Source organism: Pseudomonas sp. AM8 (assembly GCF_036346475.1).
In the GTDB taxonomy this organism is placed as follows: domain Bacteria; phylum Pseudomonadota; class Gammaproteobacteria; order Pseudomonadales; family Pseudomonadaceae; genus Aquipseudomonas; species Aquipseudomonas marginalis.
The window spans coordinates 193620-212542 of record NZ_JAOTNX010000001.1 but is presented as its reverse complement, the minus strand read 5'-3'; the positions used below and the strand labels follow the sequence as shown (position 1 = coordinate 212542).

The window sequence follows — 18923 nt, the reverse complement described above, 5'->3', positions numbered from 1 at the left end:
GAAAATACGGCGACTAACGCTGGATCTCACGATCGCGGTCAAGGGTGTAAGGCAGGTCAAGCAGTTGCAAACCGGGGCCTTCCAGCGTGCCTAGGTGCACATCGCCACTATCGGCAGCTTCGGCTTGCAATACCGCCAGAAGTTCAATCACCTGGTCAGCTTTTGCTGCAATCACCACTTCGCCGATCGAGCTGTTGTGGCTGGGGGAAAACAACGGGGTGCCTGGCTCGGGCATTTCAGCCGCGTTCAGGCTCAAGCGGTACAGGCGACGCTTGAGTTTGCCCAGGTACTGCATGCGCGCGACGATTTCCTGGCCGGTGTAGCAGCCTTTCTTGAAGCTGACGCCGCCCACGGCCTGCAGGTTGAGCATCTGCGGGATGAACAGTTCGCGGGTCTGGGGCATGACCTGGCCGATACCGGCGCGGATCTGGCCCAGTAGCCAGTGATTCAAGTCGGTTTGTGTCAACTGTGCGGCCAATTGGCCGCGCACGCCGTCGGCTTGCTCGGCAGGTACCCAGAGTTCGGCGCGGGCGGGAGACACGCGGACGGCGATCAGGTGTTCGGTACGGGCAACGCTGTCCGTTTCGGTGGGCAGCTCAAGGCCAAGGCCGGTCAGCGCCTGATCGCCATCGATCACACCGAAACGCACCCAGGCGGCGCTTTCGTCGGTGAGCTTGGACTTGGAGAACACCGCATATTTCTTCAGGTCCGCCAGTTGCGGTTCGAGCAGCTCGGTGGCCATGGCCAGGAGTACGCCGTCGCCCTGCAACAGGATGCGGAAGCTCGACTGCATGCGGCCTTTTTGTGTGCAGCGCGCACCGAGGCTGGCCTGGGTGTCGCTCAGGTAATTGAGGTTGCAGGTGAGTTGTCCCTGCAGGAACTTGGCAGCGTCGGAGCCGCGGACGGCGAGAACGCCTTCGTGGGACAGGGGGCAGAAGAAAGCAGAGTCAGCCATGGGTCATCGCAGGTCAAAAAGTCATGGGTGCATCATAGAGGGGCGCCCGGCAAATGGATAGTTTCCGTAGGGGCGACCAAAGCCGACTGTTCCGGTGCCGTCGGGCCTGTATACTTGCGCTCTATTTGAGGAGCGCTCCATGGTCGAAGATGTAGAAATCAATCGTCTCTACTGGCACAGCCGTCGTGGCATGCTTGAGCTTGATGTGTTGCTGGTGCCTTTTACCAAAGAGGTGTATGCGACGCTCAATAAGGAAGATCGCGATCTCTACGTCAGGCTGCTGACTTGCGAAGATCAGGACATGTTCGGCTGGTTCATGGAGCGGGCCGAATCCGAAGATCCTGAACTGCAGCGCATGGTCCGGATGATCCTGGATCGTGTCCAGCCCAAGTAATCGTTTCGAATGCCGCTGGCAGGCCTCACGGCTGCTGCTGGCGGCGTATCTCCTTGCCCAGCTCTTCGCGCTGGGTGCACTGATGGTCCTCGACGCTCCCTTTGCCGTCCTCGGTGTGCTGGCGTGCCTGGCCCAGGCTGCCTGGGTATTGCCGCGTTATGTCCTGCTGACTCACCGTTCGTCGATTCGTGGCCTGCGACGGGATGAAGAGGGCTGGCAATTATTCAGCGGTGAGCGCGGTTGGCATCGCGTGCAGCTGCGCCCCGACAGCCTGGCGCTGCCGCTGATTGTGGTGTTGCGCTATCGCGTACCGGGGGAATGGCGGGTGCGCTCGGTCTGCGTGCCGAGGGATTCGCAGGCCGCCGATGTGCACCGGCGCCTGCGGGTTCGCTTGAAGTTCAGCCGCCGTAGGTGGTTGGCACCAGAATAGTGTCGCGGGCCTCGGGCAACATCTGCGGGTAGTCGAGGGTGTAGTGCAGGCCCCGGCTTTCCTTGCGTTCCATGGCTGAACGGATCATCAACTCCGCGACTTGGGCAAGGTTGCGCAGTTCGATCAGGTCACGGCTGACCTTATAGTTGCTGTAGAACTCATCAATCTCATCCAGCAGCAGTCGCACCCGGTGTTGCGCCCGTTGCAGGCGCTTGTTGGTGCGCACGATCCCCACGTAGTCCCACATGAAGCGCCGCAGCTCGTCCCAGTTGTGGGCGATGATCACGTCTTCGTCCGAATCGGTAACCTGGCTGGCATCCCAGCGGGGCAGGGCGGCCGGCACCGGGATGCGCGGCAGTTGTTCGAGAATGTCGGCTGCGGCCGAGCGGGCGTAGACGAAGCATTCGAGCAGTGAGTTGCTGGCCATGCGGTTGGCGCCGTGCAGGCCGGTGAAGCTGGTTTCGCCAATCGCGTACAGGCCGGGTACATCGGTACGCCCATGTTGGTCGACCATCACACCGCCGCAGGTGTAGTGCGCCGCCGGTACCACCGGGATCGGCCCTTTGGTGATGTCGATGTTGAACGCCAGGCAGCGCTCGTAGACGGTCGGGAAGTGGGTCTTGATGAACGCTTCGGGCTTGTGGCTGATGTCCAGGTAGACGCAGTCGATGCCCAGGCGCTTCATTTCATGGTCGATGGCGCGGGCGACAATATCCCGTGGAGCCAGCTCGGCGCGCGGGTCGAAACGCTGCATGAAGCGCTCACCGTTCGGCAGCTTGAGGTGTGCACCTTCGCCGCGCAGGGCTTCGGTGATCAGGAAGCTCTTGGCCTGTGGGTGATACAGGCAGGTGGGGTGGAACTGGTTGAATTCCAGGTTGGCCACCCGGCAGCCCGAGCGCCATGCCATGGCAATGCCGTCGCCGCAGGCGCCGTCGGGGTTGCTGGTATAGAGGTAGACCTTGGCGGCGCCGCCTGAGGCGAGGATGGTGAAGCGCGCACCATAAGTATCCACTTCGCCGCTGGCGCGGTTGAGCACATAGGCGCCGAGGCAGCGTTCGCCCGGCAGGCCCAGGCGCTTTTCGGTGATCAGGTCGACAGCGACGCGTTGTTCCAGCAGTTCGATGTTGGGGCGTTGGCGGGCGTGGTCGAGCAAGGTCCTGAAGATCGCGGCACCGGTGGCATCGGCGGCGTGGATGATACGCCGATGGCTGTGGCCGCCTTCGCGGGTCAGATGGAACTCGAAGCCGCCGTCATCGCTGCTTGCGTGTTCGTCGCGGGTGAAGGGCACACCCTGGTCGATCAGCCATTGGATCGCCTCGCGGCTATGCTCGACGGTGAAGCGCACCGCGTCTTCGTTGCACAGGCCACCGCCGGCGTTGAGGGTGTCTTCAACGTGGGATTGCACCGTATCGGTGTCGTCCAGCACCGCGGCGACACCGCCCTGGGCCCAGAATGTCGAACCGTTGGCCAGGTCGCCTTTGCTCAGGACGGCAATTCGCAGGTGGCTGGGAAGGGTCAGCGCAAGGCTCAAGCCGGCCGCGCCGCTGCCGATCACCAGGACATCGTGTTGAAACTGTTGGCTCATTTGAAGGATTCCGCAAAAAGCGATCCACAGGGCTGGCGCAAACAGGACGCCTGGATCGGCGAATCAAAGGGTCACACGGGCCACTAGTATATAGAGGGGGGGAGCGGCACAATAGCCGGGCATTCGTGGCAATGTGAGATTACGGTGCACGGCTCGGGTAAAATCGACAGGTTATTGAGGTGGGAACTTTTTGCATAAGCCTCGACTCAATAGCAGGTTGCCCGAAAGCTGGGAAACGTTGAGTTTATTGGCCCGTCGGGAGCATTGGACGCGTCAGAAAACCGACGACAAGATTATTCGCGCAGCCGGCGTTGCCCGCGCTGCGTTTTTCGTGTGTGCCAAATCAGTGCATGCCGGAAACTTGCTTGAAGGGGGAGAACTTTTGCGAAAAGTCCGAGTCTATGTTTGCAAGCCTGATCGTTTAGTTATGCAAGCCTCCTTCAAGTACAACGAGGAGTGTTCATGCTAACCCAGGAAGAGGATCAGCAGCTGGTCGAGCGCGTTCAACGCGGTGACAAGCGAGCATTTGATCTGCTAGTGCTGAAATACCAGCACAAAATTCTCGGGTTGATCGTGCGGTTTGTGCACGACACCCATGAAGCGCAGGACGTTGCACAGGAAGCCTTTATCAAGGCGTACCGTGCACTGGGCAATTTCCGCGGTGATAGTGCGTTTTACACGTGGCTCTACCGCATCGCCATCAACACGGCGAAGAACTATCTGGTGTCTCGCGGACGCCGCCCACCGGATAGCGATGTAAGTTCAGAAGATGCAGAATTTTACGATGGTGATCACGGCCTCAAAGATCTCGAGTCGCCGGAGCGTGCATTGCTGCGCGACGAGATCGAAGGCACCGTTCATCGCACAATTCAGCAACTGCCAGAAGATTTGCGTACGGCGTTAACTTTACGTGAATTCGATGGTCTGAGTTACGAAGACATTGCGAGCGTCATGCAGTGTCCGGTGGGGACTGTAAGGTCACGGATTTTCCGGGCCCGGGAAGCCATCGATAAAGCCTTGCAACCGTTGTTGCAGGAAAACTAAAGACAGCGGCGACAGCCAAGAGAGGAACCGCCATGAGTCGTGATGCCCTGCAGGAATCGCTGTCCGCAGTGATGGATAACGAAGCGGATGAACTGGAACTTCGTCGAGTGCTCAACGCATTTGATGATGCCGAAACCCGTGATACCTGGTCTCGTTACCAAGTCGCTCGGGCGGTGATGCACAAGGATCTTCTAATCCCTCGTCTGGATATTGCTGCGGCCGTTTCTGCCGCGCTGGCTGATGAAGCCGTTCCGGCAAAAGCTGCTCGTGGCCCTTGGCGCAGCCTGGGTCGCCTGGCAGTGGCTGCCTCGGTGACTGTTGCAGTGCTGGCCGGTGTTCGCCTGTACAACCAGGACGAAATCGCCGGTGCCGAACTGGCCCAGCAGACTCAGCAACCGGTCATGGCCGGTCCGCAAGTCAAAGGCCCAGCGGTACTGGCCGGTTACAAGGAAAGCTCAGACACCACCGGCCCTATGGCCAACGGTGTGCTGCAAGGGCAATCCGGCTGGCAGGACCAGCGTCTTCCAGGCTACCTGCGCCAACACGCACAGGAATCCGCCTTGAAAGGCACTGAAAGCGCTCTGCCATACGCTCGCGCTGCAAGCCTGGAAAACCGCTGATCCGTTAAGGAGCCCTATGCGCGCCATACCGCTCCTTACGTTATTGCTCAGTGGTTGGTTTGCACTCCCCGCCCATGCCGACGAAGCCCAAGACTGGCTGACTCGACTTGGGCGTGCAGAGCAGCAGCAAAGTTTCCAAGGTACGTTTGTCTACGAACGTAATGGCAGTTTTTCTACCCACGACATCTGGCATCGCGCCCAGAATGGCCAGGTCCGTGAGCGGCTCTTGCAGCTTGATGGTTCTGCCCAGGAAGTCGTTCGCGTAGATGGCCGCACTCAGTGCGTCAGCGGCACTCTTGTCGCCGGCCTGGGCAATTCGCGTGATGCGCCCTCGCGCGCCCTTGATCCGCAAAGACTCAATCAATTCTACGAACTGGCCGTTATCGGAAAATCTCGCGTGGCCGGTCGCAATGCAGTGATTGTGTCGATTACGCCCCGTGATCAATACCGCTACGGTTTTGAGCTGCATCTTGATCGTGAGACTGCGCTGCCGCTCAAATCCTTGTTGCTGAATGATCAAGGACAGTTGCTGGAGCGCTTTCAGTTCACTCGATTGGACACCTCCACCACACCCAATGATCGCGACTTGCAGCCCAGCGGCGAATGCACCTCCATCGCCGTCGGCGACACCAAGGCAGCGGCCGTAGAGGCCGCCGAGGCGTGGCACTTGGAGTGGTTGCCGCCAGGCTTTCAGCTGACCAATAACAGCGCCCGCAAGGATCCCCATACCAAGGCCACGGTCGACAGCCTGATGTATGAAGATGGACTGGCGCGCTTCTCGGTGTTTCTCGAACCGATCAGCGATGTGAGCGTGACCGAGACTCGCACCCAATTAGGCCCTACGGTTGCTGTATCTCGTCGCTTGAATACGGTGGATGGCGAAATGATGGTGACGGTCGTCGGCGAAATACCTATTGGCACCGCCGAACGCATCGCACTGTCGGTGCGCGGTGAAAAAAAGGCCACCCCCAAGCCGTGAGTCGTTAATCCTATGTTCATCCAGATCTTTCACAGTACGTCCATGCCAGGTTGGCTGCCGAGAGCATGAAATGTCTGGATCAGCATTTTCACTTGCAAAAATCTCCCATGTTTTTTATAGGTCAGGGCTTGTTGGCCCTGGCCTTGTTTAGTTCGCGGAACAAAGATGTCGTTCGCAGTTTTCGGCGTTTCTTGAACCCTGTCGCTCAACCCTGCTCGTCGTAACGGGAGCTGTATGTCGATACCACGTTTGAAGTCTTACCTATCCATAGTCGCCACGCTATTGGTGCTGGGTCAGGCCGTGCCCGCGCAAGCGGTCGAGTTGCCTGACTTCACCCAATTGGTTGAGCAAGCCTCGCCTGCCGTGGTGAACATCAGTACCACCCAGAAGCTGCCGGATCGCAAAGTCTCCAACCAGCAGATGCCTGACCTGGAAGGCCTGCCGCCGATGCTGCGCGAGTTCTTCGAGCGTGGCATGCCACAACCGCGTGCGCCCCGTGGTGGCGGTGGTGGCCAGCGTGAAGCGCAGTCCCTGGGGTCGGGCTTCATCATTTCGCCAGATGGCTACATCCTTACCAATAACCATGTGATTGCCGACGCCGACGAGATCCTTGTGCGCCTGGCTGATCGCAGTGAGCTGAAAGCCAAATTGGTCGGCACCGATCCGCGTTCCGACGTGGCCTTGCTGAAGATCGAGGGCAAGGACCTGCCGGTGCTGAAGCTGGGCAAGTCCCAGGACCTGAAGGCGGGGCAGTGGGTGGTAGCCATAGGCTCGCCGTTTGGTTTTGACCATACCGTTACCCAGGGTATCGTCAGTGCCATTGGTCGCAGCCTGCCGAACGAGAACTATGTGCCGTTTATCCAGACCGACGTGCCGATCAACCCGGGCAACTCCGGTGGCCCGTTGTTCAACCTGGCGGGCGAAGTGGTGGGGATCAACTCGCAGATCTACACCCGTTCCGGTGGCTTTATGGGGGTGTCGTTCGCCATTCCTATCGACGTGGCCATGGATGTTTCCAATCAGCTGAAAAGTGGTGGCAAGGTCAGCCGTGGCTGGTTGGGCGTGGTCATCCAGGAAGTGAACAAGGACCTGGCTGAATCCTTCGGCCTCGACAAGCCGGCGGGCGCCCTGGTCGCGCAAATCCAGGATGACGGCCCGGCTGCCAAAGGCGGTCTGCAAGTGGGCGACGTGATCCTGAGCATGAACGGTCAACCGATCGTTATGTCGGCCGACCTGCCGCACCTGGTTGGCGCACTCAAGGCCGGCAGCAAGGCCAAGCTGGAAGTGATTCGTGATGGCAAGCGCCAGAATGTCGAGCTGACCGTGGGTGCGATCCCTGAAGAGGGCGCGACCCTGGATGCCCTGGGTAACACCAAGCCGGGCGCCGAGCGCAGCAGCAATCGCCTGGGCATTGCCGTGGCCGAGCTGACTGACGAGCAGAAGAAAGCCTTCGATCTCAAGAGCGGCGTGGTGATCAAGGAAGTGCAGGACGGCCCGGCAGCGTTGATCGGCCTGCAGCCTGGCGACGTGATCACTCACCTGAACAATCAGGCGATTGAGACTACCAAGCAGTTCACCGACATCGCCAAGGCGTTGCCGAAGAACCGCTCGGTATCGATGCGCGTGCTTCGTCAGGGGCGTGCCAGCTTCATTACCTTCAAGCTGGCCGAGTAACCCACCCGGCCAATAAAAAGCCCCGCCTTCGTGTTACGAGGGCGGGGCTTTTTTGTGGGCGATGGGTTTAGCCCATCATGCCTTTAACCAGGCGCTCCTGTTCGATCAACTCACGCTGACGTGCATCGATGCGTGACGACAACGGGAAATTGCTGCCGGCGCGACGTTTGGCAAAGTCCAACTGCTGAATCGCCTGCTGGAAGTCGCCCACCAAAGCAAAGTATTCGGCGCGAGCCTGATGCAGGCCGATGATATTGCCCGACAAGCCACGAGTCTCGGCGACCTGGTACCACACATCCGGATCGTCCGGGCGAGACTTGAGCAAGCCATCCAGGGCCTTTTCCGCATCGGCGGTGCGATTCTGTTTAAGCAGCAGATCTACCCGAATCTGATTCAGCGGGTAGTTGCCGGGGTATTGGGTCAGCATCCGATCCGTGCGTTGCTGGGCATCGGGCAGGTGGTTGTTGTCGATGTCCAACTGGATTTGCGCCAGGTTGTAGGTGATGTCGCTGGGCGCCTTGGCCAGCAAGGGTTGCAGGCTTTCCCTTGCCTGCTTGAACTGGGAGGCTTTGATCTGGGCGATGGCCAGGCCATAGCGCGCCACGTCGTTTTTAGGATTTTCGTCCAGTTGCGCCTGGAAGCGCTTGGCGGCGAGTCCGGAGGTGTCTTCGTATTGCAGCTGTACCCGCGCGCGAATCAATTGGTAGCGCAGGCTGTCTTCCTTGCCGCCGGCCTTGGCTTGTTCCGCGCGGTTGCGGGTGTCGGCGATACGCGATTCGGTCACCGGGTGAGTCAGCAGGAATTCCGGCGGCTTGGCGTCGAAGCGATACTGACGCATCAGGCGTTCGAACATGGTTGGCATGGAGCGCGGGTCGTAGCCGGCTTTCTCCAGGTTGACGATGCCGATACGGTCCGCCTCCTGTTCATTCTGGCGAGAGAATCGTCGTTGTTCCTGGATGGCCGCGGCCTGTGTGCCGGCGATTGCGGCGATCCCGGCATCCCCGGCACCGGCGGCGGCCGCAATGATGCCGCCGAGGAGGGCGGCCATCATCGGGATCTGCATGCGCTGCTGCGCCTCGACACCACGGGCGAAGTGACGCTGGGACAAGTGAGCCAGTTCGTGGGCCAGCACCGACGCGTATTCCCCTTCGGTCTGGGCATTGAGAAACAGGCCGCCGTTCACGCCGACGATACCGCCGGGTGCGGCGAAGGCGTTCAGTTGCGGGCTGTTGATCAGGATGAATTCCAGGCGCCGGTCATTCACCTGGCTGGTTTCCACCAGCTTGTACACGCTGGTTTCGACGTAATCCTTGAGCTGCGGGTCGTTCAACTGCGAGACCTGGCCCCGTAGGTAGGCCAGCCAGGCGCGGCCCAGCTGATATTCCTGTTGCGGCGAGACAATGGCAGAACTGGCGTCGCCAAGTGACGGCAGGTCGTCAGCGAAGCCTGGGGAGGCCAGCAGGCAAGCCAGCGTCAGCAGGGTAGGGCGCAAAAAAGTCATGCACAGAGCCTTTCGACAAAGAGCTTACTGTAGCCGGACACTGAGCTTCGGACCAGATATTCTAAGCACCCCGAATGCGTGCCCGGAGTAAAACCATGACCGACGCTGTAGCCTTTGATGCCGAACTCGATGCCAGCGGCCTCAATTGCCCGTTGCCTCTGCTCAAGGCCAAGCTGGAACTCAATCGATTGGCCAGTGGCGCTGTGCTCAAGGTGATCGCCACCGACGCAGGTTCCCAGCGTGATTTTCGTACCTTCGCCAAGCTGGCCGGCCATACCCTGCTGCATGAAGAAGACGCCGCCGGTGTGTACCGTTACTGGTTGCGCAAGGCCTGAACCGTTTGCCCCTACCACCCGAGGTTGATTGATGTTCAAAGTGTTACGAGACTGGATCCAGCGCTACTTCTCCGATGAAGAAGCCGTGGTGCTGGCGGTCCTGCTGTTTCTGGCCTTTACGGCCGTACTCACCTTGGGAGGCATGCTGGCGCCGGTACTGGCGGGGATGGTGCTGGCTTACCTGATGCAGGGCCTGGTCACTACCCTGGAGCGTTTACGCTTGCCGGGCGGCGCAGCTGTGGGCCTGGTATTTGCCTTGTTCATGGGGCTGCTGGTGGTGTTTATCGTCGTGGTGTTACCGCTGCTGTGGCACCAACTGATCACATTGTTCAACGAGTTGCCGGGCATGCTCGCCAAGTGGCAGTCGCTGTTGCTGCTGCTGCCGGAGCGCTACCCGCATCTGGTCTCGGACGAGCAGGTGTTGCAGGCCATAGAAGTGGCGCGCGGCGAAATCGGAAAGTTCGGGCAATGGGCGCTGACCTTTTCCCTGTCCAGCCTGCCGCTGCTGGTCAACATCATGATCTACCTGGTGCTCGTACCGATCCTGGTGTTCTTCTTCCTCAAGGATCGCGCCATGATCGGGCGTTGGGTGCGCGGCTATCTGCCGCGCGAACGAGCGCTGATCACCCGGGTGGCCGAAGAAATGAACCGACAGATCGCCAACTACATTCGTGGCAAGGTTATCGAGATCATTATCTGCGGGGGCGTTACCTACATCGCGTTTATCGCACTGGACCTCAACTACGCCGCCTTGCTGGCACTGCTGGTAGGGATTTCGGTGGTGGTGCCGTATGTCGGTGCCGTGGTGGTGACGGTGCCGGTGACCTTGATCGCCTTGTTCCAGTGGGGCTGGAGCGACCAGTTCATCTACTTGATGGCGGTCTACGGCATCATCCAGACCCTGGATGGCAACGTGCTGGTGCCGCTGCTGTTCTCGGAGGCGGTCAACCTGCACCCGGTGGCGATCATCTGTGCAGTGCTGTTGTTTGGTGGACTGTGGGGATTCTGGGGGGTGTTCTTTGCGATTCCCCTGGCGACGCTGTTCAAGGCCGTGCTGGATGCGTGGCCGCGGCAGGAGCCGGTGGTGGCACCGTTGTTGTAAGGGTAGGCGCAAATCACTGCTTCATCGCCGCAGTGATCCGCGCTACAGATCAGGCCTTGTTCAATGCCTGGGCTGCGGCCAGAACGGCGTCCACATGGCCCGGCACTTTCACGCCGCGCCATTCCTGGCGCAGCACACCGTCCTTGTCGATCAGGAAGGTGCTGCGATCCACACCCAGGTATTCCTTGCCGTATAGCTTCTTCAGCTTGATGACGTCGAACAGTTGGCAGACCGCCTCATCCTTGTCGCTGATCAGCTCGAACGGGAATTCCTGCTTGCCCTTGAAGTTCTCATGGGACTTCAGGCTGTCGCGCGACACGCCAAACACTTCGGTGTTGGCGGCCTTGAATGCTGCGTACTGGTCACGGAAACCCTGGCCTTCGGTGGTGCAGCCCGGGGTGCTGTCCTTCGGGTAGAAGTAGATCGCCACTTGCTTGCCCTTGAGGGCGGCAAGGCTGAAGGTCTGGCCGCTGGTGGCCTGGGCTTCGAAATCGGCGACCGGTTTATCGATGACTACCGCCATGATGACTTCCTTACATTGGGTTCTGTGGGCGCCACGGCTCGATCAGCGCGTCGAGGTTCAGGGCATCGGCGAAATCCAGGAACTGGTCGCGCAGCCAACTGATCTGCACGCCGGCCGGCAGGGTCACGGTGAAGGTGGCGTTGAGCATGGTGCCGCCGGTTTGCGGGGCCTGGTAGGTGTCGCAGGTCAGGTTCTCCAGTTCGACGTTATGGTCGATGAAGAACTGGCACAGCTCATTGACGATGTCCGAGCGGTAGGCCGAGCTGACATACGCCACATAAGGAAGCGCCTGCGGGCGATTTTCCAGGGCGGCGCTGCGCACCACGTTGACGGTGAAGTCGTGCTTCTTGGCCAGGCCCGGCAGGCCGGTCTCCAGGCGCGCCAGGGCATCCCAGGTGCCGGAAATCTGCAGGACCAGCGCACTGCACTCGCCATGGCGGGTCAGGCGGGAGGTCACCACGGCACAGCGGTTTTCATGGCTGGCGCGGCACAGGACGTTGGTCAGCTCCATGGGGTTGGCGCCGAGGGCACTGATAACAAGGAATTGTTCGCGAACTGTGGGGGTGGACATGCAGCCTTCCTAAAACGATGAGCGGTCGATACTGTGAGGGCTGTATCGATCAAAGCATGAAGGGTAGCGAAAAGCGTCGCCAAGGGATAGGAGGTGGCGTTTTCATTGCGTGATCCGCCTGATTTTGCCCAGCCTCAACCCGTGCTTTGGCCCAATGATGGCATTGCCCGTCGTTTAGTTGCGCCAGAACGCATCCTCAGGCGGTACTTCGCTTGTACAAGCATCTTGGCGCCAGTACCATTACGGCTCTCTTTTTCCGGCAGGAGCGGTTGCATGATTGCGGGCAGTATGGTGGCACTGGTCACACCCATGGATGCACAAGGTCATCTCGACTGGGACAGCCTGGGCAAACTGGTGGACTTCCACCTGCAAGAAGGCACCAACGCCATCGTGGCGGTCGGCACCACAGGTGAATCGGCCACCCTCGATGTGGAAGAACACATCCAAGTGATCGAATTCGTGGTCAAGCGTGTCGCGGGGCGTATTGCCGTGATCGCCGGCACGGGCGCCAACTCGACGCGCGAAGCCATCGAGCTGACCCGAAACGCCAAGAAAGCCGGCGCCGACGCTTGCCTGCTGGTGACCCCGTACTACAACAAGCCGACCCAGGAAGGCCTGTACCAGCACTTCCGCACCATTGCCGAAGCCGTCGACATCCCGCAGATCCTCTATAACGTGCCGGGTCGTACCGCGTGCGACATGAAGGCCGAGACCGTGATCCGCCTCTCTACCGTGCCGAACATCATCGGCATCAAGGAAGCCACCGGCGACCTGCAGCGCGCCAAGGACATCCTGGCTGGGGTGAGCAGCGACTTCCTGCTGTATTCCGGTGACGACGCCACGGCTGTCGAGCTGATCCTGCTGGGCGGCAAGGGCAATATCTCCGTGACCGCCAACGTGGCCCCGCGCGCCATGAGCGACCTGTGTGCCGCCGCCATCGCTGGCGACGCCGTGACCGCCCGTGCGATCCACGAGAAGCTGATGCCGCTCAACAAGACACTGTTTATCGAATCCAACCCTATTCCCGTGAAGTGGGCGCTGTTCGAGATGGGCCTGATGCCGGACGGTATCCGTCTGCCGCTCACCCGCCTCAGCGAAGCCTGTCACGAACCGCTGCGACAGGCCCTGCGCCAGTCCGGCGTCCTGGTTTAATTGAGGAAGCACTACGCATGAAGCGATTGGCCGGACTTTCCGCACTTGCCTTGATTATCTCCAGCACCAGTGGCTGCGGTTGGATCTGGGGCCCGGAAGGCTACTTCCGTGACCGCGGCAGCGATTACCTGGAAGCACAAGCAACCAAACCGATGCAACTGCCGCCGGACGTCAACGTCGCCAAGCGCCTTGACCCGTTGCTGCCGATTCCACGCAACGTTGCCGACGACACCACCAAGGGTGAATACGTCGTGCCACGTCCACAGCCGATCTCGGCCGTGGCGGATGCCAGCGACTACAGCCTGCAGAAGAGCGGTGATTCGCGTTGGATCGTGGCGCAGCGTCCACCTGCCGAAGTCTGGCCGGTAGCGGTGCAGTTCTTCCAGGACAACGGTTTCCGCATCGACGAGCAGCGCCCGCAGACCGGTGAATTCACCACGGCATGGCAGCAAGGCAGCGAGCTGTCCGCCACTATGGCCAAGCGCCTGCAGGCCGGCGGTGTCGCCGCCGACAGCGAAGCCCGTGTGCGTGTGCGCATCGAGCCGGGCGTGCAGCGCAACACCAGTGAAGTCTACGTGGTCAGCGCCGAGCGTCCTGCCGGCAGCACCGCCAACGTCGACTTCACCAACCGCTCGGTCAACACCGGTGTCGACTCGGCATTGGTCGACGAGATGCTGGCCAGCATGAGCCGTATCTCCGAGAAGGGCGGTTCCGTTTCCCTGCTCGCCGCCCGTGATTACGACACCCCGAGCCGCGTCAGCCTCACCGAGGACGGCAGCGGCAACGTGGTGCTGAACCTGGGTGAAGACCTGGATCGCGCCTGGGCCAGCGTCGGCCGCGCGTTGGAGCAAGGCCCTTGGCGTGTTGAAGACATCAACCGCAGCCTGGGCCTGTACTACATCAACGTGGCTGAAAAGGCCGAGCGCAAAGACGAAGAGCCTGGTTTCTTCGGCAAACTGTTCGGCAGCAAGCCGACCAAGGAAGAAATCGAAACCCGCGCCGAGCGTTATCAGGTGCGTTTGAGCAAGGTTGGCGAGACTGTGCAGGTCACCGTCGAGAAGAACATCAACACCGTCGCGCCGGCTGAAACGGCGCGCAAAGTGTTGGGCGTGATTCAGGACAACCTGGGCTGATCCGATGCGTTTTGCCGTTCTCGGCAGCGGTAGCCAAGGGAACGGCACGCTGGTCGCCCATGACGACACGTACGTGCTGGTGGATTGTGGTTTCTCGTTAAAGGAAACCGAGCGGCGCCTGCTGCGCCTGGGGGTTCACCCCTCGCAGCTGAGCGCGATTCTGGTGACCCACGAACATGCCGACCACGTGCATGGCGTGGGTTTGCTGTCTCGGCGCTACAATCTTCCGGTGTACCTCAGTCGCGGCACACTGCGCGGGATGCGCAAACCTATAGAACCCGCAGGTTTCCTGGCCGGTGGCGAGCAGCTGCAAATCGGTGCCCTGAGCATCGATGTGATTGCCGTGGCGCACGACGCCCAGGAACCGACGCAGTATGTATTCAGTGACGGAGAGCGGCGTTTCGGCGTGCTCACCGACCTGGGCTCCTACTGCGCCAAGGTACTGGACGGATACCGGAACCTCGATGCCTTGATGATCGAGTCCAACCACTGCCGGGACCTGTTGGCTCGCGGTCACTATCCGTACTTTCTCAAGCAACGGGTCGGCGGCGAACTGGGACATTTGAACAACCATCAGGCGGCGTACCTGGTGTATGAGTTGGGCTGGCAAGACCTGCAACACCTGGTCCTGGCCCACTTGAGCAGCAAGAACAACCTGCCGACGCTTGCCCGGCAATGTTTTGTCGACACCCTCGGGTGCGACCCGGACTGGCTGCAACTGGCCGATCAAGATTCAGGGCTCGACTGGCGACATATCGCCTAGCCCACCTCACTCAAAGCGGAGCCCATCATGGAAAAACGTGAAGAACTCTACCGCGGCAAAGCCAAGTCGGTTTACAAGACCGACGACGCCAACCGCCTGATCCTGCTGTTTCGCAACGACACCTCGGCGTTCGACGGCAAGCGCATCGAACAACTTGATCGCAAGGGCATGGTGAACAACAAGTTCAACGCCTTCATCATGCAGAAACTAGAAGCGGCCGGTATTCCGACCCAATTCGACCAACTGCTGGGCGACAACGAGTGCCTGGTGAAGAAGCTGGACATGATCCCGGTGGAATGCGTCGTGCGTAACTACGCCGCCGGCAGCCTGGTCAAGCGCCTGGGCGTGGAAGAGGGCCTCAAGCTCAATCCTTACACGTTCGAACTGTTCCTGAAGGACGACGCCAAGGGCGACCCGTTCATCAACGAATCCCACGTGGTGGCATTCGGCTGGGGCACCGCCGAGCAACTGGCACGCATGAAGGAGTTGTCCCTCAAGGTCAACGACGTGCTGAGCAAGCTGTTCGACGACGCAGGCCTGCTGTTGGTGGACTTCAAGCTGGAATTCGGTGTGTTCCACGATGGCTCCATCGTCCTGGGCGACGAATTCAGCCCGGACGGTTGCCGCCTGTGGGACAAGGACACCAAGAAGAAGATGGACAAGGACCGCTTCCGCCAAGGCCTCGGTGATGTGATCGAAGCCTACGAAGAAGTCGCCAAACGTCTCGGCGTACCGCTTTAATCGACGCAAGCATCTGATAGCACGGAAAAAAATCGCTTCTGCGCTTTGCTTCCACGAAACAGGCTGTTATGATGCGCGCCGTTGGAGAGATGCCAGAGTGGCCGAATGGGACGGATTCGAAATCCGTTGTACCTTCACCGGTACCTAGGGTTCGAATCCCTATCTCTCCGCCATTACATAGAAAAAGCCCCGTAGCTGAATAAGCTACGGGGCTTTTTCGTTTCTGAGATTTGGGGGCAAGCTACTCGTTCCGAGCAGCAAACAGGGCCGTAGTGGTTGTTTCCAGCAGGCACAACCAACCGTATTCCGTCTTCAAGCATGCCTTACTGGCTTGATCAGGCTTTCTGCTGGAATTCCAAACATCTCATGCAGCTTCCAAATCATTGGCAAGGTCAGCGCTCGTTTTCCATTCAGCACTTCATAAACACGATTCTGGCGGCCAATGGCGGGAATAAGATCAGCCGCTGACAGGCCAGACTGTTCCATTCTGAAGCGAATGGCATCGATTGGGAAAGTGTTTGGCTTCATAGGCCTCGATCAGCGTGATCATTACGTCAAAGTAATCACCTTCCGGGGCGCCGGGTTCTGGTTCGTTGTCGAACAGCGCGGAGACAGACTTGAGCGCGTCCTTGTAATCCTGTTCGGTGTGGATAGGTCGGATGTTCATGGGTTACTCCGTTTCGTCATCTTTGATGTGTTCCCAGTATTCTCGTGGGCATCATGCTCGGCGACGCTGCAAATAACTCACTGATATTTATAACTTCCCATTTCCTGGGTGTACGTCCCTCAAGTCTTTATCCAAACGGCCGAAACACTCTCGTACGACATCGTATCCCCAATAAGAGAGTCCCCCCTAATGTCCCTTCGCAGCCTGTCCATCGCCCGCCGTGCGGGTCTGGGTTTTGCCCTGATTGCTTTGCTCGTGGCCCTGCTGGGTTTTTTTGCACTGTCGAACATGGCAAGCATCCGCGCCAGCGCGGTGCAGGTGGAAAGCGGGCTGGTGCCGAAGATGCGGCTGGTGGCGGACATTCGTGAAATCATGCTGCGCATTCGTACGATCTCTTTGCGCATGGCCCTGGACCCGAACCCGGCGAGCATCCCGCAATACCGTAGCCAGATGGACACTCGCAGCCAGGACCTGAGCAAACGGCTGGCCGACCTCGATGCAGTGATCGACACCCCCGAAGTACGCACGCTCTATGACCAGTTCCAGGTCTCGCTGCGCCAATACCAGCAAGGGCTGGCGCAGTCGTTCATCCTCGCCGACAAGCAGCAGGGCGCCGAACTCAACAAGCTGTTGCTGGTGGATATGAAAACCGTGGTCGATGGCTCCGGGGCCCAACTCAATGCCCTGGCCGACTACTACAACGCCCAGATCAACCAGCAAGGCCAGGCGGCCGAGTCGCAGTACGGCCGTTCGCGCACCATGGTGTTCGGCTTTGTGATCGTGGCCGGGTTGAGTACCGTGCTGCTGGCCTGGTTGCTCACGCGCAGCATTGTCGGCCCGCTCAGTCATGCCGTACGGGCTGCCGAGAACGTTGCCCAGGGTGACCTGACCCAAACGGTGGACGTGAGCGGCGACGACGAAGTGACGCGCCTGCTCGTGGCACTCAAGACCATGCAGGCCAACCTGCGCGGGACCTTGCAACTGATTCGCCAGTCGGCCGGGCAGATGGCGTCATCGGCCACCGACCTCAACGGCATCACCGACCAGAGCAGCCGCAGCCTGCAAAAGCAGACCGCTGAAATCGAGCAGGCCGCCACCGCCGTCAACGAGATGACCTCGGCGGCGGATGAGGTGGCGCGCAATGCGGTGTCCACCTCCGAGTCCACTCGCCTTTCCAATGAAACCGCGCGCGAAGGCCAGCACCGTGTGGGTGAAACGGTCAGCGCCATTCAAGCCCTGAGCACCAACATCGGCGAAACCTCGACCCTGGTGCAGAACCTCGCCGAGCAATCGCGGGATATCGGCAAGGTGCTCGATGTGATCCGCTCCATCGCCGAGCAGACCAACTTGCTGGCACTCAACGCCGCGATCGAGGCGGCGCGGGCCGGTGAGTCCGGGCGCGGCTTTGCGGTGGTGGCTGACGAAGTCCGTGCACTGGCCCACCGTACCCAGCAATCGACCCTGGAAATCGACCAGATGGTGACCGCGATGCGCACGGGGTCCAACGAGGCGTTGAGCTCGATGCAGTCGAGTACCCAGCGTGCCACCGACACCCTGGCCCTGGCTGAGGGGGCGGGGGGCGCATTGAGCCAGATCACCGACTCCATCGACCAGATCCACCAGCGCAACCTGGTCATCGCCAGCGCCGCCGAGGAGCAGGCCCAGGTGGCCAAGGAAGTCGATCGCAATATCGTCAATATTCGCGACCTGTCTGCACAATCCTCTTCCGGCGCCGGGCAGATCAATGGATCAAGCCGCGAACTGGCGCAATTGGCGGTCTCGCTGAACGAGGCGGTTGCGCGGTTTCAGCTGTAGTGCAGCGCGCTTATTCCTGCGCGATAACGGGCTGGGGCGGGGTCAGCTCCAGCACGCGATCACGCCCACCTTCGGCCAGCAGATAAGTCCCACGCCCGGTCGGCACAATCGACTGTGGCGCCTTCAAGAACGACAAAATCGTCTGCTGGCGCCCCTGTTTATCTATCAGCAACAACCGCGCGCGGTGGGTGGCGTCTTCGTTGATCCATAACCCGCGCTCATCGCACATCAAAAAGGTCGGCTGGTTCAGCTTGGCCAGTACCACCGGGTCGCTGCCGTCTTCGGTCAGCTCACGGACCATGCCTTCCTTCTTCTTCGTGTAGAGCATGCGGCCATCGGTGCAGCGGATGATCGATTCGCCCTCGTCGAGGCCTTTGCGAACGACGCTTAAGGTCTGGTCGCTCCAGCGATAACGCAGGATGCGCCCCTCGTCGCGACGGTCCTCCATGGCATAGAGGTAGTCACCGTCGTCCCACAGGCCTTGCACGTTTTCGCCCCTGAACAATTCGGTGACGGTACCGTCCTTGAGGAAGCTGACGGGGGAGTCGAGTGCTTCTTGGCTGAACACCCAGCCGCCACGGGTGGCGAACATACCGTCGGGTTTGGACAGGTTGCCCACCACCACTTCGCGTGTTCCGTCCGGATGAATGCGCACGATGCTGCCCTTGGCGTCGTCGAGCTCCAGGCTGACCATCAGCGCGCCGTCCGGCAACGGCATCAGCGAGGCGGCTTTTGGCACGTCGCGGTGTACGACCTGAACGCTCCAGCCGGCAGCGGCGCTCACCGGGTAGAAGCTTTGCCAGGTGAAGAAACCCAGCGCGGCGAGGCAAGGCAGGCCCACCAGGCAGGCCGCCCATTTCAGCGCGCGGTGAAGCGTTTTTCTGTCAGATGCCTTGCTCATTGAACTCTCAGTCGAAAAGGGGCGGCTAGCAGGCACTT

The 18923-nt window shown here is 60.2% G+C and carries 19 protein-coding genes, 1 tRNA gene and 2 pseudogenes; 15 read left to right on the top strand and 7 right to left on the bottom strand.

The features are described from left to right. Positions 1-13 precede the first annotated feature (13 nt). On the bottom strand, positions 14-955 hold the full coding sequence (gene ygfZ, locus V3W40_RS01015) for a CAF17-like 4Fe-4S cluster assembly/insertion protein YgfZ (protein ID WP_065928216.1): 942 nt from the start codon (positions 953-955) through the stop codon (positions 14-16). Positions 956-1094: 139 nt separating this feature from the next. Here ygfZ and V3W40_RS01010 point away from each other — a divergent pair, with 139 nt between their 5' ends. Both V3W40_RS01010 and V3W40_RS01005 read left to right on the top strand, forming a co-directional pair. Further along, on the top strand, positions 1095-1349 hold the full coding sequence (locus V3W40_RS01010; protein ID WP_027604321.1) for an FAD assembly factor SdhE: 255 nt from the start codon (positions 1095-1097) through the stop codon (positions 1347-1349). Next, the gene (locus V3W40_RS01005) at positions 1333-1779 is read left to right on the top strand and encodes a protein YgfX (protein ID WP_330214266.1); all 447 of its coding nucleotides are present in this window, start codon (positions 1333-1335) and stop codon (positions 1777-1779) included. The genes V3W40_RS01010 and V3W40_RS01005 overlap by 17 nt, the downstream gene beginning before the upstream one ends. Here V3W40_RS01005 and nadB read toward each other — a convergent pair. Next, the gene (gene nadB / locus V3W40_RS01000) at positions 1748-3364 is read right to left on the bottom strand and encodes an L-aspartate oxidase (RefSeq protein WP_330214265.1); all 1617 of its coding nucleotides are present in this window, start codon (positions 3362-3364) and stop codon (positions 1748-1750) included. The two genes, V3W40_RS01005 and nadB, sit on opposite strands and share 32 nt — an antisense overlap. Before the next feature lie 462 nt (positions 3365-3826). On the opposite strand from nadB, the gene rpoE reads away from it, so the two are divergent. The 4 genes from rpoE (at position 3827) to V3W40_RS00980 (ending at position 7681) form a co-directional block, all read left to right on the top strand. Next, positions 3827-4408, top strand: a complete 582-nt coding sequence (rpoE, locus tag V3W40_RS00995; protein ID WP_003172477.1) for an RNA polymerase sigma factor RpoE — start codon at positions 3827-3829, stop codon at positions 4406-4408. A 32-nt stretch (positions 4409-4440) separates the two neighbouring features. Next, positions 4441-5028 carry a sigma-E factor negative regulatory protein gene (locus tag V3W40_RS00990; RefSeq protein WP_003172479.1) on the top strand — a complete coding sequence of 196 codons (588 nt, stop codon included), beginning with the start codon at positions 4441-4443 and terminating at the stop codon, positions 5026-5028. 16 nt (positions 5029-5044) lie between these two features. After that, a complete protein-coding gene (locus tag V3W40_RS00985; protein WP_330214264.1) occupies positions 5045-6007 on the top strand; it encodes a MucB/RseB C-terminal domain-containing protein in 963 nt (320 codons plus the stop codon). Between the two features lie 234 nt (positions 6008-6241). After that, positions 6242-7681 (top strand): DegQ family serine endoprotease, encoded by a 1440-nt coding sequence (locus V3W40_RS00980; RefSeq protein WP_330214263.1) that lies wholly within the window; start codon positions 6242-6244, stop codon positions 7679-7681. 67 nt (positions 7682-7748) lie between these two features. Here the strand turns inward: V3W40_RS00980 and V3W40_RS00975 are convergent, their stop codons facing one another. Next, the gene (locus V3W40_RS00975; RefSeq protein ID WP_330214262.1) at positions 7749-9182 is read right to left on the bottom strand and encodes a M48 family metalloprotease; all 1434 of its coding nucleotides are present in this window, start codon (positions 9180-9182) and stop codon (positions 7749-7751) included. A gap of 95 nt (positions 9183-9277) precedes the next feature. Between V3W40_RS00975 and V3W40_RS00970 the strand changes: the two genes are divergently transcribed. Continuing rightward, positions 9278-9517: a sulfurtransferase TusA family protein gene (locus V3W40_RS00970; protein ID WP_010212198.1), complete on the top strand. Its 240-nt coding sequence runs from the start codon at positions 9278-9280 to the stop codon at positions 9515-9517. 31 nt (positions 9518-9548) lie between these two features. Next, positions 9549-10619 carry an AI-2E family transporter gene (locus V3W40_RS00965; RefSeq protein ID WP_053136801.1) on the top strand — a complete coding sequence of 357 codons (1071 nt, stop codon included), beginning with the start codon at positions 9549-9551 and terminating at the stop codon, positions 10617-10619. A gap of 49 nt (positions 10620-10668) precedes the next feature. Here V3W40_RS00965 and V3W40_RS00960 read toward each other — a convergent pair whose 3' ends face one another. Then, positions 10669-11142 (bottom strand): peroxiredoxin, encoded by a 474-nt coding sequence (locus tag V3W40_RS00960; RefSeq protein ID WP_330214261.1) that lies wholly within the window; start codon positions 11140-11142, stop codon positions 10669-10671. A 10-nt stretch (positions 11143-11152) separates the two neighbouring features. Beyond that, on the bottom strand, positions 11153-11713 hold the full coding sequence (locus V3W40_RS00955; protein ID WP_003172487.1) for a glycine cleavage system protein R: 561 nt from the start codon (positions 11711-11713) through the stop codon (positions 11153-11155). Between the two features lie 273 nt (positions 11714-11986). Between V3W40_RS00955 and dapA the strand changes: the two genes are divergently transcribed. The 5 genes from dapA to V3W40_RS00930 all read left to right on the top strand — a co-directional run bounded on the left by dapA (position 11987) and on the right by V3W40_RS00930 (position 15675). Continuing rightward, positions 11987-12865: a 4-hydroxy-tetrahydrodipicolinate synthase gene (gene dapA / locus V3W40_RS00950; protein ID WP_065928210.1), complete on the top strand. Its 879-nt coding sequence runs from the start codon at positions 11987-11989 to the stop codon at positions 12863-12865. Positions 12866-12882: 17 nt separating this feature from the next. After that, positions 12883-13998, top strand: a complete 1116-nt coding sequence (gene bamC / locus V3W40_RS00945) for an outer membrane protein assembly factor BamC (RefSeq protein WP_027604311.1) — start codon at positions 12883-12885, stop codon at positions 13996-13998. A 4-nt stretch (positions 13999-14002) separates the two neighbouring features. After that, positions 14003-14761, top strand: a complete 759-nt coding sequence (locus V3W40_RS00940) for an MBL fold metallo-hydrolase (RefSeq protein WP_027604310.1) — start codon at positions 14003-14005, stop codon at positions 14759-14761. Between the two features lie 27 nt (positions 14762-14788). Then, positions 14789-15502, top strand: a complete 714-nt coding sequence (purC, locus tag V3W40_RS00935) for a phosphoribosylaminoimidazolesuccinocarboxamide synthase (RefSeq protein ID WP_065928209.1) — start codon at positions 14789-14791, stop codon at positions 15500-15502. Positions 15503-15585: 83 nt separating this feature from the next. Continuing rightward, positions 15586-15675 (top strand) — tRNA-Ser (locus V3W40_RS00930). A 139-nt stretch (positions 15676-15814) separates the two neighbouring features. On the opposite strand, the pseudogene V3W40_RS00925 reads toward V3W40_RS00930, so the two are convergent. Beyond that, a pseudogene (locus V3W40_RS00925) lies at positions 15815-16169 on the bottom strand (helix-turn-helix domain-containing protein). 189 nt (positions 16170-16358) lie between these two features. On the opposite strand from V3W40_RS00925, the pseudogene V3W40_RS34645 reads away from it, so the two are divergent. After that, positions 16359-17126, top strand: a pseudogene (locus tag V3W40_RS34645) (MCP four helix bundle domain-containing protein); the annotation flags it as partial. Then, positions 17121-17984 (top strand): methyl-accepting chemotaxis protein, encoded by an 864-nt coding sequence (locus V3W40_RS34640; RefSeq protein WP_370671287.1) that lies wholly within the window; start codon positions 17121-17123, stop codon positions 17982-17984. The pseudogene V3W40_RS34645 and the gene V3W40_RS34640, both read left to right, overlap by 6 nt. A 10-nt stretch (positions 17985-17994) precedes the next feature. Here V3W40_RS34640 and V3W40_RS00915 read toward each other — a convergent pair whose 3' ends face one another. Continuing rightward, positions 17995-18885, bottom strand: a complete 891-nt coding sequence (locus V3W40_RS00915) for a hypothetical protein (protein WP_256098131.1) — start codon at positions 18883-18885, stop codon at positions 17995-17997. Positions 18886-18923 lie beyond the last annotated feature (38 nt).

Bases quoted from the DNA above. Each gene is read 5' to 3' on its own strand.
- ygfZ (WP_065928216.1), bottom strand. From the start codon at position 955: ATGGCTGACTCTGCTTTCTTCTGCCCCCTGTCCCACGAAGGCGTTCTC.
- V3W40_RS01010 (WP_027604321.1), top strand. From the start codon at position 1,095: ATGGTCGAAGATGTAGAAATCAATCGTCTCTACTGGCACAGCCGTCGT.
- nadB (WP_330214265.1), bottom strand. From the start codon at position 3,364: ATGAGCCAACAGTTTCAACACGATGTCCTGGTGATCGGCAGCGGCGCG.
- rpoE (WP_003172477.1), top strand. From the start codon at position 3,827: ATGCTAACCCAGGAAGAGGATCAGCAGCTGGTCGAGCGCGTTCAACGC.
- V3W40_RS00990 (WP_003172479.1), top strand. From the start codon at position 4,441: ATGAGTCGTGATGCCCTGCAGGAATCGCTGTCCGCAGTGATGGATAAC.
- V3W40_RS00985 (WP_330214264.1), top strand. From the start codon at position 5,045: ATGCGCGCCATACCGCTCCTTACGTTATTGCTCAGTGGTTGGTTTGCA.
- V3W40_RS00980 (WP_330214263.1), top strand. From the start codon at position 6,242: ATGTCGATACCACGTTTGAAGTCTTACCTATCCATAGTCGCCACGCTA.
- V3W40_RS00975 (WP_330214262.1), bottom strand. From the start codon at position 9,182: ATGACTTTTTTGCGCCCTACCCTGCTGACGCTGGCTTGCCTGCTGGCC.
- V3W40_RS00970 (WP_010212198.1), top strand. From the start codon at position 9,278: ATGACCGACGCTGTAGCCTTTGATGCCGAACTCGATGCCAGCGGCCTC.
- V3W40_RS00965 (WP_053136801.1), top strand. From the start codon at position 9,549: ATGTTCAAAGTGTTACGAGACTGGATCCAGCGCTACTTCTCCGATGAA.
- V3W40_RS00960 (WP_330214261.1), bottom strand. From the start codon at position 11,142: ATGGCGGTAGTCATCGATAAACCGGTCGCCGATTTCGAAGCCCAGGCC.
- V3W40_RS00955 (WP_003172487.1), bottom strand. From the start codon at position 11,713: ATGTCCACCCCCACAGTTCGCGAACAATTCCTTGTTATCAGTGCCCTC.
- dapA (WP_065928210.1), top strand. From the start codon at position 11,987: ATGATTGCGGGCAGTATGGTGGCACTGGTCACACCCATGGATGCACAA.
- bamC (WP_027604311.1), top strand. From the start codon at position 12,883: ATGAAGCGATTGGCCGGACTTTCCGCACTTGCCTTGATTATCTCCAGC.
- V3W40_RS00940 (WP_027604310.1), top strand. From the start codon at position 14,003: ATGCGTTTTGCCGTTCTCGGCAGCGGTAGCCAAGGGAACGGCACGCTG.
- purC (WP_065928209.1), top strand. From the start codon at position 14,789: ATGGAAAAACGTGAAGAACTCTACCGCGGCAAAGCCAAGTCGGTTTAC.
- V3W40_RS34640 (WP_370671287.1), top strand. From the start codon at position 17,121: ATGCAGGCCAACCTGCGCGGGACCTTGCAACTGATTCGCCAGTCGGCC.
- V3W40_RS00915 (WP_256098131.1), bottom strand. From the start codon at position 18,885: ATGAGCAAGGCATCTGACAGAAAAACGCTTCACCGCGCGCTGAAATGG.